We start from the raw sequence: 12,832 nt of genomic DNA, 5'->3' as shown, positions 1-12,832 counted from the left end.
TGGGTCAGGAATCCAGGTCATCCTGGCTGTCGTCATTGCCGTTGTCATTGCCGTTGCCGTTGCCGTTGCCGTTGCCGTTGCCGTTGCCGTTGCCCATCTTTTTGCCCGGCCCATGACCGGGCCCGTGGCCGCGTCCCATACCCATGCCTGGCCCCTCACCGGCACCCTCCACGATTCGCTTCGCGGTCACCGTGCCCCCATCCTTAACCCCGGAGATGCGCACGGTATCTCCGGTGGCGATGTCCGCGATGGTTCCGTCCGTCGGCTTAAGCCGTTTGCCGTCGTCGCCCATTGCTCCCGGGGTTGCGCCCGGGCTGGGATTCGCGCTGGCTCCGGGGCCGCCGCTGTTCCCTGAACCGTCCGGGGCAGCGGCGGGAATCCTGGTGATCCTGGTGTCGCCGTTGACGGCGTAGGCCTGGGAGAAACCGTCCTCACTCTTCACCGTAACGGCCGTGCTGCTGACGGATTCGACGGTGCCGCGCTGTTCCAGGATGGTCTGGAAGGTGCCATCAGGATTCTTGACCACGCCCTCGCCGTGGAGCGGCTGCGCGCGCTGGGCCTTGTCAGGCTTGTTCTGTCCCTCCGGCTTGTTCTGTCCCAGAGCCTTGCCCGAATTGCCAGGCGCCGACTGCGACGGCGAGGGGGTGGGTGACGGCGAATCGGCGGCCCACGCGAGGGCAACCCCGGTGCCTGTCAGTGCCAGGGCCACCGCCCCGGCCAACATCGTTTTCCGCATTCCCATGGGTTCCCGGACCACCATCGCTGCTCCTCCTGCATGCCGCGGGGGCACCAGCGCCCCGTGGGCTCCAGTGTAGGTCTGCCGGCGGCCGGCAGCCACGGGTACTTTTGGCCCACGCTACCTGAGTACTTAACGCCCAACTGGGTAGCGCTGGGTGCCGTTGTGAGGGTTCACAACGACACCTGGCGCTACCCAGTTGGGTCAAGCAGGGGTGCCCTAGGCGGTGACGCCCAGTTTCTCCAGGATCAGTTCGCGGACGCGGGCTGCGTCGGCCTGGCCGCGGGTGGCCTTCATGACCCCGCCCACGATAGCGCCGATGGCCTGGACCTTGCCGCCGCGGATCTTCTCCGCGACGTCGGGCTGCGCGGCAAGTGCGGCGTCGATGGCTTCCAGGAGGGGCCCGTCGTCGGAGACGACCGCCAGGCCGCGCTTTTCGACGATCTCTTCCGGGGTGCCTTCGCCGGCGAGCACGCCGTCCAGCACCTGCGAGGCCATCTTGTTGTTGATCTTGCCGGCCTCCACCATGCGGCTCAGCTCCACCACGGTGGCGGGCTCAACACCCAGCTGGCCGGGGTCAACGTCCGCAGCCTTGGCACGGCCCACGATCTCGCCCATCCACCACTTGCGGGCCACGGACGCTGAGGCGCCGGCGGCAATGGTTTCCTCGATCTCGTCCAGGACGCCTGCGTTCACGACGTCGCGGAACTCCAGGTCGGAGTAACCCCAGTCGGTCTTGAGGCGCTTGCGGCGCTCGGCCGGCGGTTCGGGCAGGGTGGCGCGAAGTTCCTCCACCAGTTCGCGGGAGGCGACCACGGGCACCAGGTCCGGTTCCGGGAAGTAGCGGTAGTCGTCGGCGTCGGACTTGGGCCGGCCCGAGGTGGTGGTGCGGGTGTCCTCGTGCCAGTGCCGGGTCTCCTGGACCACGGGGTTGCCGGAGTCCAGGACGGCGGCGTGGCGCTGGATCTCGTAGCGGACCGCATGCTCCACGGCGCGCAGCGAATTCACGTTCTTGGTCTCGGAGCGGATGCCGAAGCGTTCGCGGCCGTGCGGGCGGAGCGAAACGTTGGCGTCGCAGCGGACGTTGCCGCGTTCCATCCGGGCATCGGACACGCCAAGGTTCTTCACGATTTCGCGGATGGCCGCAACGTACGCCTTGGCCAGTTCCGGTGCACGGGAACCGGCACCCTCGATGGGCTTGGTGACGATTTCCACCAGCGGGACGCCGGCACGGTTGTAGTCCACCAGGGAGAAGTCGGCGCCGTGGATGCGCCCGGTGGCACCACCCATGTGGGTCAGCTTCCCTGCGTCCTCCTCCATGTGTGCGCGCTCGATCTCGACGCGGAACACGGTGCCGTCTTCAAGTTCAATGTCCAGGTAGCCGTCGTACGCGATGGGCTCGTCGTACTGGGAGGTCTGGAAGTTCTTGGGGGTGTCCGGGTAGAAGTAGTTCTTCCGGGCGAAACGGCAGGACTCGGCGATCTTGCAGTTCAGTGCCAGGCCGATCTTGATGGAGGACTCCACCGCCGTCTTGTTCACCACCGGCAGGACGCCGGGCATGCCGAGGTCCACCTCGTTGACGTTGGTGTTGGGCTCGTCGCCGAAGACGTTCGGGGCGGAGGAGAACATCTTGGTCTTGGTGTTGAGCTCCACGTGGACCTCGAACCCCAGGACGGGATCGTACTTCTCCATGGCCTCGTCGAAGCTCAGGATTTCATCGGTGCTCATTATTTTGCCTCCTGGGTTTCGAGGGATTCAGCGGCAAGGTCGGGCGCCTGGGCCAGCAGCGGGCCACCCCACTTGGCTTCGAGCAGCGATTCCAGGACCGCGCCCACCCGGTACAGGCGGGCGTCCTCGCGGGCCGGTGCCAGCAGCTGGATGCCCACGGGCAGTCCGTCCTCGTCCGCCAGGCCACCGGGCAGCGACAGGCCGGGGACACCGGCCAGGTTTGCCGGGATGGTGGCGACGTCGTTGAGGTACATGGCCAGGGGGTCGTCCAGTTTTTCGCCGAGCGGGAACGCCGTGGTGGGGGCGGTGGGCGAGATCAGGACGTCGGCCTGCGCGAAGGCGGCCTCGAAGTCCCGCTGGACCAAGGTGCGGACCTTCTGCGCGGAGCCGTAGTAGGCGTCGTAATACCCGGCGGACAGGGCGTAGGTGCCCAGGATGATGCGGCGCTTGACCTCGTCGCCGAAGCCGGCGGCGCGGGTGGCACCCATGACGCGTTCGATCGTCATGGGGCCATCCTCGGGGAGGACGCGCAGGCCGTACCGGACGCCGTCGAACTTGGCCAGGTTGGACGAGGCCTCCGACGGCATGATCAGGTAGTAGGCGCCCAGCGCGTACTGGAAGTTGGGGCAGGAGACCTCCACGATCTCGGCGCCGGCTTCCTTGAGCAGTTCCAGGGCGTCGTTGAAGCGGTTTTCGACGCCGGCCTGGTAGCCCTCGCCGTGCAGTTCCTTGACGATGCCGATCCGCAGCCCTTCGACATTGCCGGTCTTCGCGGCAGCAACAAGGTCGGCCAGGGGTTCCGGCAGCGAGGTGGAGTCACGGGGATCATGGCCGCCGATGACCTGGTGCAGCAGGGCGGAGTCCAGGACGGTCCGGGTGACCGGGCCGATCTGGTCCAGGGACGAGGCCATGGCGATGGCCCCGTAGCGGGAGACGCTGCCGTAGGTGGGCTTCACGCCAACGGTTCCGGTGACGGCGCCCGGCTGGCGGATGGAGCCGCCGGTGTCGGTGCCCAGGGCCAGGGGGGCTTCGAAGGCGGCAACGGCGGCAGCCGACCCGCCGCCGGAGCCGCCCGGGATCCGGTCCAGGTCCCACGGATTGCGGGTGGGTCCATAGGCTGAGTGCTCCGTGGAGGAGCCCATGGCGAATTCGTCCAGGTTGGTCTTGCCCAGGATGGGCATCTTCGCGGCACGCAGGCGCTCCACAACGGTGGCGTCGTAGGGGCTGTGCCAGCCTTCGAGGATCTTCGACCCCGCAGTGGTGGGCTGGCCGATGGTGACGATGAGGTCCTTGACGGCAATGGGGACGCCGGCCAGGACGTGCAGGGCCTCGGCTTCGGCACCTCCGGCGGCGCGGATGGCGTCAACTTCGGCAGCAACGGCGAGGGCTTCCTCGGCGTTGACGTGCAGGAAGGCATTGACCTTGCCGTCGACGGCGGCGATCCGGTCCAGGTGCGCCTGGGTTGCCTGCACGGCGGTGACCTCGCCCGCGGCGAGTTTCTCGGCCAGCTGCGCGGCGGAGAGCCGGATCAGGGCGTCGGCGCTGATGTTCTGTTCAGTCATGGTTATGCCTCATCCAGGATGGCCGGGACCTTGAAACGGTTGTCATCGGAATCCGGGGCGCCGGAGAGTGCCTGTTCCGCTGTGAAGGTGTGCCCCACTACGTCCTCGCGGAACACGTTGGTGAGCGGAATCGGGTGTGAGGTGGCCGGAACGTCGTCCCCCGCGGCCTCGCTGACGGACTTGACCGAATCAACGATGACGGCGAGCTCGCCGGCCATCCTGTCCAGCTCTTCGGCACTCATCTCGATGTGAGCGAGCCGCGCGAGATGCGCGACGTCGTCACGGTTGATCGCAGCCATGGATCTCCCCTGCAAAGTTCGAATTGTTTTCCGATCCAGTCTAGTGGGGAAACGCAGATGCCCGTCTGACGGCCCCCAGCGGGCGTCAGACGGGCACCTTCGGTACCCGGTCCTGCCTCGGGGACAGGAGCGCGGGCAGCTACAGACTAGCCGATACCAATGGCTCCGGTCAGCATGCCGACGCCAAGCATTACCAGGGAGATGACGGCGGTGCGCCACAGGACCTTCTTGTGGTGGTCGCCGAGGTCCACCTTGGCCAGCGAGACCAGCAGCAGGATGGCCGGCACCAGCGGGCTCTGCAGGTGGAACGGCTGGCCCGTGATGGAGGCCCGGGCCATGTCGGCAGCGCCCACCCCGTAGTGCGCGGCGGTCTCGCTCAGCACCGGCAGGACGCCGAAGTAGAACGCATCGTTGCTCATGAAGAACGTCATGGGGATGCTCAGGATGCCGGTGATGACGGCCATGAACGGGCCCATGGAGGTCGGGATGATCTGGACCAGCCACGCGGACATTGCTTCCACCATGCCGGTACCCTTGAGGACGCCGGTGAGGACGGCTGCGGCCATGACCATGCTGACTACGGCCACGATGGAGGGTGCGTGCGCGATCAGCTGGGCGCCCTGGTCCTTGACCTTGGGGAAGTTGACCAGCAGGGCGATGGCGGCGCCCACCATGAAGACGAACGGCAGCGGGATGATGTTGGCCACCAGGACCACCATGACGGCGACAGTCAGCGCCAGGTTGAACCAGAACAGCTTGGGGCGCAGGGTGCTGCGGTTGGGGTCCAGGGCGGTGTCCGCCATGGCGGAGTCGTGCTCGTCCACGAGGGTTTCGGTGCGTTCCAGGACGGTGACACCGGCGCCGCCCAGCGGGGCAGCTCCGCCGGGGTTGCCACCCTTGCGTCCGCGGCCGGTGCCGGACCCGCCGGCGGAGGTGCCGCCGTCGAACTCTTCTGCAGTGTCCGGCACGCCCCAGATCTCGGGAGCGGTAACACGGAGGCGGTTGCGCTCCTGCAGGCCCAGCAGCCAGGAGAAGGCGAGCACGACGACCAGGCCGGCCACCAGCGAGGGGATCATGGGAACGAACACGTCGTTGACGTCGATCTTCAGGGCGGTCGCGGCGCGGGCGGTGGGGCCGCCCCACGGCAGGATGTTCATGGTGCCGTTGGCCAGGCCGGCCACACAGGTGAGGACCACGGGGCTGATCTTCAGGCGCAGGTACACCGGCAGCAAGGCGGCGGTGGTGAGGATGAAGGTGGTGGACCCGTCACCGTCCAACGACACGGCGGCCGCGAGGATGGCCGTGCCCAGGACAACCTTGGCGGGGTCGTTGCCCAGCTTGCGGAGGATGAACTTCACCAGCGGGTCAAAGAGGCCGACGTCGATCATCAGGCCGAAGTAGATGATGGCGAACATCAGCAGGGCCGCGGTGGAGGTCATGGACTTCATTGCGTCCATCACCATGTTGCCGATGCCCAGCCCGGCGCCGGCAAAGAGGCCGAAAACCGTAGGGACAATGATCAACGCCAGCACTGGCGTCAACTTCTTCGTCATGATCAGCACCATGAAAACTGCGATCATGGCGAATCCAAGTATTACCAGCACAGCCGGCTCCTTCGTGTGAACGGCACCACAGCGTTGTGATGCGTGCTACAGACTGTAGGGTGGCGGCCGTCACGGCAGTGCCTTTGGCTCAATTGATTGGCATACTGCTTATTGGGAGCATTTTGCTCATTGTGCTCACGCCCGCAGAGGGGCAGCGCAACAGCCCGTGATACCCGTCAAGGAGGATGACATGCAGCGTTCCGCGCCCCGGCAGCCGCTGCGGTTTTCCACCCAGACGCTCCTCCTCCAGCTGGCCGTCGTCCTGCTCGTGGTGCTGCTCAGCGCCGCCGTGCACGCCTGGCTGACCTACGACAGGGTGGGCAGCAACGCCGAAGACCAGGCGCTGACACTCGCCCGCACCGTCGCCTCGGACCCCGAAGTTCGGGCCGACGTCCTGGCGATCAGCGGACAGCCCGGCACTCCCCCGGCCGCCGAACTGCTGGCAGGCCCGCTGCAGGCATCCGCGGAGGCGGCCCGGACCAGGACCGGAGCCCTGTTCGTGGTGATCACCGATGAAACCGGCATCCGGATGGCCCACCCCGACCCGCAGCGGCTCGGCGAGAAAGTCAGCACCGACCCGTCCGAGGCGTTGTCCGGGCAGGAAATCACCACCCGGAACACAGGAACCCTCGGTCCTTCCGCCGGCGCGAAGGTTCCCGTATACGCGCCGGGCACTGCCACGGTGGTGGGCGAGGTCAGCGTGGGCTACTCGATGGATACAGTGGCCCAGAGCGTGGCCCGGGACATTGGGCCCGTGGCCCTCACCGCCGCCGGCGCGCTCCTGGCCGGGGTCCTGGGGTCCTTCCTGCTGCGCCACCGCCTGCAGCGCCTTACCCTGGGCCTGGAGCCGGAGGAAATCAGCACGCTGGTCCATGACCAGGTGGCGGTCCTGCAGGGCGTGGACGACGGCGTGATCGGCGTCAGTGCCGACGGCCGGGTGAGCGTCTTCAACGCCGCCGCGCAGCGCCTTTTGGGGTTGCCGGACCTGTCCGGCTCACAGTGGGAGCAAGCCCCGGTGCCCGAGCAGCTGAAAGCCCTGACGCGCCCGGGAACCGGTACTGCGGGTCCGGCCGTGGCTACCGGCGGACTACACCAGGACGCCCTGGAACTGGTCGCCGGCGGCCGGGTCCTGGTGGTGAACGCCCGCAAGGCCCTGCACCGCCGGGAAGACCTGGGCTGGGTCATCATGCTGCGGGACCGCACCGAGCTGCAGCAACTCACCCGCCAACTGGACGCCGTGGGCACCATGTCCACAGCACTGCGGGCCCAGCGGCACGAGTTCGCCAACCAGCTGCACACCCTGGCAGGCTTCCTTGGCATCGGCCAGCACCAGGAGGCGCGCGACTACCTGGCCCGGCTGGCCGCCACCGGTCCGCTGAAGTTCCCGGTGGACCAGGCCGAGCTGCTGCAGGACCCGTACCTCCAGGCGTTCGTGGGTGCCAAAGGCGTTGAGGCGGACGAGCGCGGCGTGTCCCTTCGCATCGGGCCGGAGACGCTGGTCCGGGGTCAGGTCACCGAAGCCCAGGATGTGACCACGGTCCTGGGGAACCTGATCGATAATGCAGTCAACGCCGCCGTGGCGGGCTCATCCACGGACCGCTGGGTTGAGCTTGAGGTGCTGGACGAGCCGGCTGACGACGGCGGCACGCTGCATATCGTGGTGGCGGACTCGGGTGACGGGCTCGCAGAAGGAGCCGATACTGAGGGCGTCTTCGCCGAGGGGTTTACCACCGCGTCCGGTCCGGTCCGGGCAGGCGGCGGGCAGGGCTTTGGACTGGCCCTGGCGCGCCAGCTGGCCCGGCGCCGCGGTGGCGAAGTCAAGGTGCTGGAGCGGGGAACCAGGGGCGGCCCGGGGGCCGTGTTCATGGCCACCCTGCCGCATACGACGGCGGGAAATCCTGCCGCCAACATCCCGGGGGCAGCCGGAAAGGATGAAAATGGCTGACGATTTTCGGGTCCTGATCGTGGACGACGACTTCCATGTGGCCAAGCTCCACGCGGCCTATGTGGACTCGGTGGCAGGGTTCCTGGCCCTGGCGCCCGTTGGCACAGCGTCGCTGGCGCTGCAGGCCATCCACAGCCTGCGCCCCGACCTGGTGCTGCTGGATGTGTACCTGCCGGACGCGTCCGGCCTGGACCTGCTGCAGCAGCTGGATGTCGACACCATCATCCTCAGTGCCGCTTCCGACGCAGCGTCCGTCCGGGTGGCGTTCCGCCGCGGAGCCCTGGGGTACCTCCTCAAGCCCTTCACGGCCGAGTCGCTGTCCCAGCAGCTGCGTTCCTACGCCCGGTACCGGCGGCTCCTCGGCCAGCCGGGCGCACTGGACCAGGAGGCGGTGGAACGGGCCAAGCGGGCGCTGGTCCCCGGTGACGTCACGCCGTCGTCAAAACCCCGCTCCGCCACTGAAGCGGCGGTTCTGGAGTCGCTGGTCCCGGGCGAGCAGTATTCGGCGGCGGAGGTGGCTTCCCGGGTAGGCGTGTCCCGCGCCACCGCCCAGCGGTACCTGTCGTCACTGGCCGACGACGGGGCCGTGGACATCCAGCTGCGCTACGGAACCACCGGCAGGCCGGAACACCGCTACGGCCTGCCGGCACGTTGACCGGACCCCGGACTTGAGCCCGGGATCCGGCCCTGGGGGTGTGGTTATGCGCTCTTCTGGGCGACGAGTTCGATCTCGACGAGCATCTTGGGGTCCAGGAACGGCAGTACGTGGACCAGGGAGAGTGTGGGGCGGATGTCACCGAAGACCTCGCCGTGGGCGCGGCCTGCCTCTTCCCATTTGCTGATGTCCGTCAGGTACAGCTTGGACTGGACCACGTCTTCGTAGGCGAAGCCGGCGTCGGCCAGGACTTTGCCGAGTTTCTGCAGGATGTACTGCGTCTGGGTGTAGAAATCGTCCCCGACGATGCCGTCGTCGCCGCTGGCGGCGGTGGCGGAAATGTAGAGGGTGTTGTCCACCTGGACGGCGCGGGAGTAGCCAAGGGTCTGTTCCCAGACGGATCCGCTGCCGAAGGTTTTGCGCATGGGTGGCCTTTCAAAGCTGGAATGGGTCGCCACCACTGTAGGGCTGCTACAGGCTGCGCCGGTAAACCAGCAGTTTTGTGTCGGTGCCGGGTACGAACCAGTCCCGTTCCGGCACGCGATGGAAGCCGGTCCTGCGGTAGAGGCCGTGGGCGCTTTCCCATTCGCTGCCCGTGGTCAGTGCCACGCCGGTGATGCCCGGCAGGGTCCTGGCATGGGCCACGATGGCCTCCACCATGGCTTTGCCGGCACCGCTGCGCTGGACGGCAGGGTCCACCACCAGCATCCGGAATTCCAGCTCGTCCTGCAGCGCAATGTCCGCGTAGGGTTCGCCCGCCAGTGCCAGCGTGACCGAACCGATGACTGTCCCCTGCCGCTCGGCAACCCAAATGGTGGCCTGGCGGGCGCGTTCCGCAACGTCCATGATTTTGACCATGTACGGGTGGGCGGCATCGTCAAAGTAGCCGGCGGAAAGATACGAGTCGCCGGTGATGCGGGCGATGGCGGCGAAATCGGCCTCGACGGCGGGACGGATGGTTAGTTGCTGGTGCACTCCGTCAATGCTAATGGCGGGCGTGCCCCGGTTACGGCGGAAATGCGGTTTCCGTGACCGAACTATCAGATTGCCCCGGCGTACCTGGAGTCCGCCCGAACCCGACTCCTAGAGTGGAAACTTGCCGGACAGCTCCAGGCTGGCGGCGCAGGTCCAGGCGTCCAGACGCTCGTCGTCGCTGGGGCCGCCGTCAAGCGGACTGGTCAGGCGCGGCCTGCGGACCCAGCACCCGGCTTCCTCTGCGATCAGCGCTCCGGCCGAGAAATCGTGTTCGTTCAGCCCTCGCTCGCCGTAAGCGTCGTGCGTTCCATCCGCCACCATGCAGAGGTCCAGGGCGGCGGACCCAAGCCGGCGGACGTCGGCGAAGCCTTCCATGAGGGTGCCGAAGGCTGCCGCCTGCTGGGACCGGATGTGGGGCTCGTAGCTGAACCCGGTGGCCAGGATCTGCCCGGCGCGGCCGGGGACAGGCCCCTCGAGCCGGGTGGTTTTTCCGCGTTCCTCCAGCCACGCCCCCTGGCCGCGGGCAGCGTAGTACACCCGGCCCAGCGCAGGGGCGTCGACCACCCCGGCCAGCCACGCGCCGTCGGCATCGGCCACAGCCACGGACGTGGCGTAGTAGACGATGTTGCGGATGAAGTTGGTGGTGCCGTCCAGGGGGTCGATGGACCACCGGTAGCCGGTGGGATGCGCCGGGCGGGAGGTTCCCTGTTCCTCGCCGGTGATGCTGTCTCCGGGCCGGGTCGAGGCAATGACATTGCGCACGGCGGTCTCTGCCGCCACGTCGAAGGCAGTGACCCAGTCGCCGGCGGCACCCTTGTTGCTTGCGTCGAGCGCGTCGCCGTCCCGGCCGGCCAGGACTCTGGCGCCGGCCGCGGCAGCCTGCCTGGCCACCTCCAGCAATTCCACGGCGGACGTCATGCGTTCTCCTCCACTGTGGTCTCCTCGACGGTGCTCTCCCCGGCAGTACTTTCCCCGACAGCGGCCGGGACCGACGCTTCCCCTGTGCCTTCCTGCGCCTGATCGGTGGGCGCAGCGTCCCCCACGGCCGCCGGGCCGCCGTCGAGCAGCCTGCGGAATCCGTCCTCGTCCAGGACGGGCACGCCCAGCTGCTCCGCCTTGTCCAGTTTGCTGCCGGCGCTTTCGCCGGCCACCAGGTAGCTGGTGTTCTTCGAGACGGACCCGGAGGCCTTGCCGCCCCGGAGCAGGATGGCCTCCTTGGCCTCATCGCGGCTGAAGTTGGGCAGGGAACCGGTGACCACCACGGTGAGTCCTTCGAGGGTCCGGGGCATGGACTCGTCGCGTTCATCCTCCATGCGGACCCCGGCGGCGGCCCAGCGGTCGATGATCTCCAGGTGCCAGTCCTCGGCGAACCACTCCTTGAGCGCCGCCGCGATGGTGGGGCCCACCCCGTCCACGTGGGCCAGTTCCTCTTCCGAGGCTGCCCGGATCCGGTCCATCGTGCCGAATGCCTGCGCCAGCGCCCGTGAAGCGCGGGGTCCCACGTGGCGGATGGACAGGGCCACCAGCACCCGCCACAGAGGCTGGGTCTTGGCCTTTTCCAGTTCCTTGAAAAGCTTCTGGGTGTTGGCGGTGGGCTTTGACGGCGCCTTGGCAGTGCCCTTGCTGAAGAAGTACGGCACCAGTTCGTACTCGCCGGTGGGCACGCCCTTGACCTTCTTTTCCCTGCGGATCCGCACGTCGGCAAGGTCCTCGGGGGTGAGGTCGAAGAGCCCGGCTTCGGAACCCAGCGGGGGCACGTCGGGCTCGGCCGGCTGGGTCAGCGCTATGGCCGCCTCCCAGCCCAGGGCCTCGATGTCGAAGGCGCCGCGGCCGGCCACATGGAACACCCGCTCCCGGAGCTGCGACGGGCAGGACCTGGCGTTGGGGCAACGGACGTCCACATCACCCTCCTTCGCCGGCGCCAGCGGGGTACCGCAGGAAGGGCATTCGGTGGGCATCACGAAGTCGTGCACCGGCGGGTCCTGCTGGTCGCGGAGGGACAGGACCGGGCCCACGATCTCGGGGATGACGTCGCCTGCTTTGCGCAGGATCACGATGTCGCCGATCTTGACGCCCTTGGCCTTGACAACGTCCTGGTTGTGCAGGGTGGCCATCTCAACCGTGGATCCGGCAACCTTGACCGGCTCCATGACGCCGAACGGGGTCACACGGCCGGTGCGGCCCACGTTGACCTGGATGTCCAGCAGCTTGGTATGAACTTCCTCCGGCGGGTACTTGTAGGCCACGGCCCAGCGGGGAACGCGGGTGGTGTTGCCCAGGGCCCGCTGGGTGGCGAAATCGTCCACCTTGATGACGATGCCGTCGATTTCGTGGAGCAGCTTGTGGCGCTGGTCCCCGTAGCGCTTGATGAAGGCCAGGACGTCCTCCCGGCCGGCCAGCACTTCGAAGTACGGGCTGACCGGCAGACCCCATTCCTTGAGCAAGCCATACGTTTCGGACTGGCTGCCGGCGGCCAGTCCTTCGCGGGCGCCAATGCCGTGGACGAACATCTTCAGGGGCCGTTTGGCCGTCTCGGCAGGGTCCTTCTGGCGCAGCGAACCGGCGGCGGCGTTGCGCGGGTTGGCCAGCGGGGCCTTGCCTGCCTCGATCAGGGCCTCATTGAACTCCGCGAAGTCCTTGGACGGGATGAAGACCTCGCCGCGCACCTCCATTTCGGCGGGAAAGCCGCTGCCGCGCAGTTCCTGCGGGATTTCCTTGATGGTGAGCAGGTTGTGCGTGATGTCCTCGCCAGTGGTGCCGTCGCCGCGGGTGGCAGCACGCACCAGCCTCCCGTCGCGGTACAGGAGGTTGACCGCCAGGCCGTCGATCTTGAGTTCCGTCAGCCAGGCCGCCCTGGCACCGCCGTCACCGATTTTTTCGATGCTTGCCTCGGCCCGGTTGAGCCACGCATCCAGCTCCTCCAGGGAGAAGACGTCCTCCAGGCTGTACATCCGCTGCAGGTGTTGGACGGGCGCGAACGCGGCCGATACCTCGCCGCCCACTTCCTGGGTTGGCGAATCGTTGGCCACCAGCTCCGGGTGCAGCGCCTCGATCTCCTCGAGCCTGCGGAAGAGCGTGTCGAACTCGGCGTCCGAGACCAGGGGCGCGTCCTCCTGGTAATAGGCGAACCGGTACTTCCGCACCACGTCGGCGAGGTTTTCGTACTCCTCGCGGATGGCTTCGGTGGGGATCGTTTGGGGCTCGATGGGTGCCGTGGTCCGGGTTGCGGTCTGTTCTGCGGGTCCTGGTCCTGTGCTCACAGACCTATCTTGCCTTACACCCCGGACAGTGGACGGGCGCAGCGGCCGGAGCGGCTTCAAAAGGGCAG

11 protein-coding genes are annotated in these 12,832 nt (G+C 67.6%); 2 read left to right on the top strand and 9 right to left on the bottom strand.

Going from position 1 to position 12,832, the window contains the following annotated elements:
- Nucleotides 1-4: 4 nt before the first annotated feature.
- The 5 genes from ACTJK0_RS11310 to ACTJK0_RS11290 form a co-directional block, all read right to left on the bottom strand.
- On the bottom strand, nucleotides 5-838 hold the full coding sequence (locus ACTJK0_RS11310; protein ID WP_440745227.1) for a DUF5666 domain-containing protein: 834 nt from the start codon (nucleotides 836-838) through the stop codon (nucleotides 5-7).
- 117 nt (nucleotides 839-955) lie between these two features.
- Nucleotides 956-2,464, bottom strand: a complete 1,509-nt coding sequence (gatB, locus tag ACTJK0_RS11305; RefSeq protein ID WP_440745226.1) for an Asp-tRNA(Asn)/Glu-tRNA(Gln) amidotransferase subunit GatB — start codon at nucleotides 2,462-2,464, stop codon at nucleotides 956-958.
- Nucleotides 2,464-4,026, bottom strand: a complete 1,563-nt coding sequence (gene gatA, locus ACTJK0_RS11300; RefSeq protein ID WP_110542893.1) for an Asp-tRNA(Asn)/Glu-tRNA(Gln) amidotransferase subunit GatA — start codon at nucleotides 4,024-4,026, stop codon at nucleotides 2,464-2,466. The genes gatB and gatA overlap by 1 nt, the downstream gene beginning before the upstream one ends.
- Before the next feature lie 2 nt (nucleotides 4,027-4,028).
- Nucleotides 4,029-4,325 (bottom strand): Asp-tRNA(Asn)/Glu-tRNA(Gln) amidotransferase subunit GatC, encoded by a 297-nt coding sequence (gene gatC / locus ACTJK0_RS11295; RefSeq protein ID WP_043455998.1) that lies wholly within the window; start codon nucleotides 4,323-4,325, stop codon nucleotides 4,029-4,031.
- Between the two features lie 146 nt (nucleotides 4,326-4,471).
- Nucleotides 4,472-5,929 (bottom strand): CitMHS family transporter, encoded by a 1,458-nt coding sequence (locus tag ACTJK0_RS11290; protein WP_440745225.1) that lies wholly within the window; start codon nucleotides 5,927-5,929, stop codon nucleotides 4,472-4,474.
- A gap of 190 nt (nucleotides 5,930-6,119) precedes the next feature.
- On the opposite strand from ACTJK0_RS11290, the gene ACTJK0_RS11285 reads away from it, so the two are divergent.
- Complete coding sequence (locus tag ACTJK0_RS11285) at nucleotides 6,120-7,874, top strand: ATP-binding protein (protein WP_440745224.1); 1,755 nt, start codon at nucleotides 6,120-6,122, stop codon at nucleotides 7,872-7,874.
- Complete coding sequence (locus tag ACTJK0_RS11280; protein ID WP_110542890.1) at nucleotides 7,867-8,529, top strand: response regulator; 663 nt, start codon at nucleotides 7,867-7,869, stop codon at nucleotides 8,527-8,529. Before ACTJK0_RS11285 ends, ACTJK0_RS11280 begins: the two co-directional genes overlap by 8 nt.
- A 44-nt stretch (nucleotides 8,530-8,573) precedes the next feature.
- On the opposite strand, the gene ACTJK0_RS11275 is transcribed toward ACTJK0_RS11280, so the two are convergent.
- From ACTJK0_RS11275 to ligA, 4 genes are all read right to left on the bottom strand, one after another.
- The gene (locus tag ACTJK0_RS11275; RefSeq protein ID WP_110542889.1) at nucleotides 8,574-8,954 is read right to left on the bottom strand and encodes a RidA family protein; all 381 of its coding nucleotides are present in this window, start codon (nucleotides 8,952-8,954) and stop codon (nucleotides 8,574-8,576) included.
- A 46-nt stretch (nucleotides 8,955-9,000) separates the two neighbouring features.
- Nucleotides 9,001-9,504, bottom strand: coding sequence for a GNAT family N-acetyltransferase (locus tag ACTJK0_RS11270; protein WP_110542888.1), 504 nt, complete (start codon nucleotides 9,502-9,504; stop codon nucleotides 9,001-9,003).
- Between the two features lie 108 nt (nucleotides 9,505-9,612).
- A complete protein-coding gene (locus ACTJK0_RS11265; protein WP_110542887.1) occupies nucleotides 9,613-10,422 on the bottom strand; it encodes an inositol monophosphatase family protein in 810 nt (269 codons plus the stop codon).
- On the bottom strand, nucleotides 10,419-12,764 hold the full coding sequence (ligA, locus tag ACTJK0_RS11260) for an NAD-dependent DNA ligase LigA (protein ID WP_110542886.1): 2,346 nt from the start codon (nucleotides 12,762-12,764) through the stop codon (nucleotides 10,419-10,421). Before ligA ends, ACTJK0_RS11265 begins: the two co-directional genes overlap by 4 nt.
- Between the last annotated feature and the right edge of the window lie 68 nt (nucleotides 12,765-12,832).

Origin of the sequence: Paenarthrobacter sp. 22069, from assembly GCF_052046035.1 — a bacterium.
Classification (GTDB): domain Bacteria; phylum Actinomycetota; class Actinomycetes; order Actinomycetales; family Micrococcaceae; genus Arthrobacter.
The sequence above is the reverse complement of the archived record's forward strand: the minus strand, read 5'-3'. Positions and strand labels throughout refer to the sequence as shown.

Excerpts from the sequence above, each read along its gene's own strand:
- gatB (WP_440745226.1), bottom strand. The coding sequence starts at position 2,464 with ATGAGCACCGATGAAATCCTGAGCTTCGACGAGGCCATGGAGAAGTAC.
- gatA (WP_110542893.1), bottom strand. The coding sequence starts at position 4,026 with ATGACTGAACAGAACATCAGCGCCGACGCCCTGATCCGGCTCTCCGCC.
- gatC (WP_043455998.1), bottom strand. The coding sequence starts at position 4,325 with ATGGCTGCGATCAACCGTGACGACGTCGCGCATCTCGCGCGGCTCGCT.
- ACTJK0_RS11285 (WP_440745224.1), top strand. The coding sequence starts at position 6,120 with ATGCAGCGTTCCGCGCCCCGGCAGCCGCTGCGGTTTTCCACCCAGACG.
- ACTJK0_RS11280 (WP_110542890.1), top strand. The coding sequence starts at position 7,867 with ATGGCTGACGATTTTCGGGTCCTGATCGTGGACGACGACTTCCATGTG.
- ACTJK0_RS11275 (WP_110542889.1), bottom strand. The coding sequence starts at position 8,954 with ATGCGCAAAACCTTCGGCAGCGGATCCGTCTGGGAACAGACCCTTGGC.
- ACTJK0_RS11265 (WP_110542887.1), bottom strand. The coding sequence starts at position 10,422 with ATGACGTCCGCCGTGGAATTGCTGGAGGTGGCCAGGCAGGCTGCCGCG.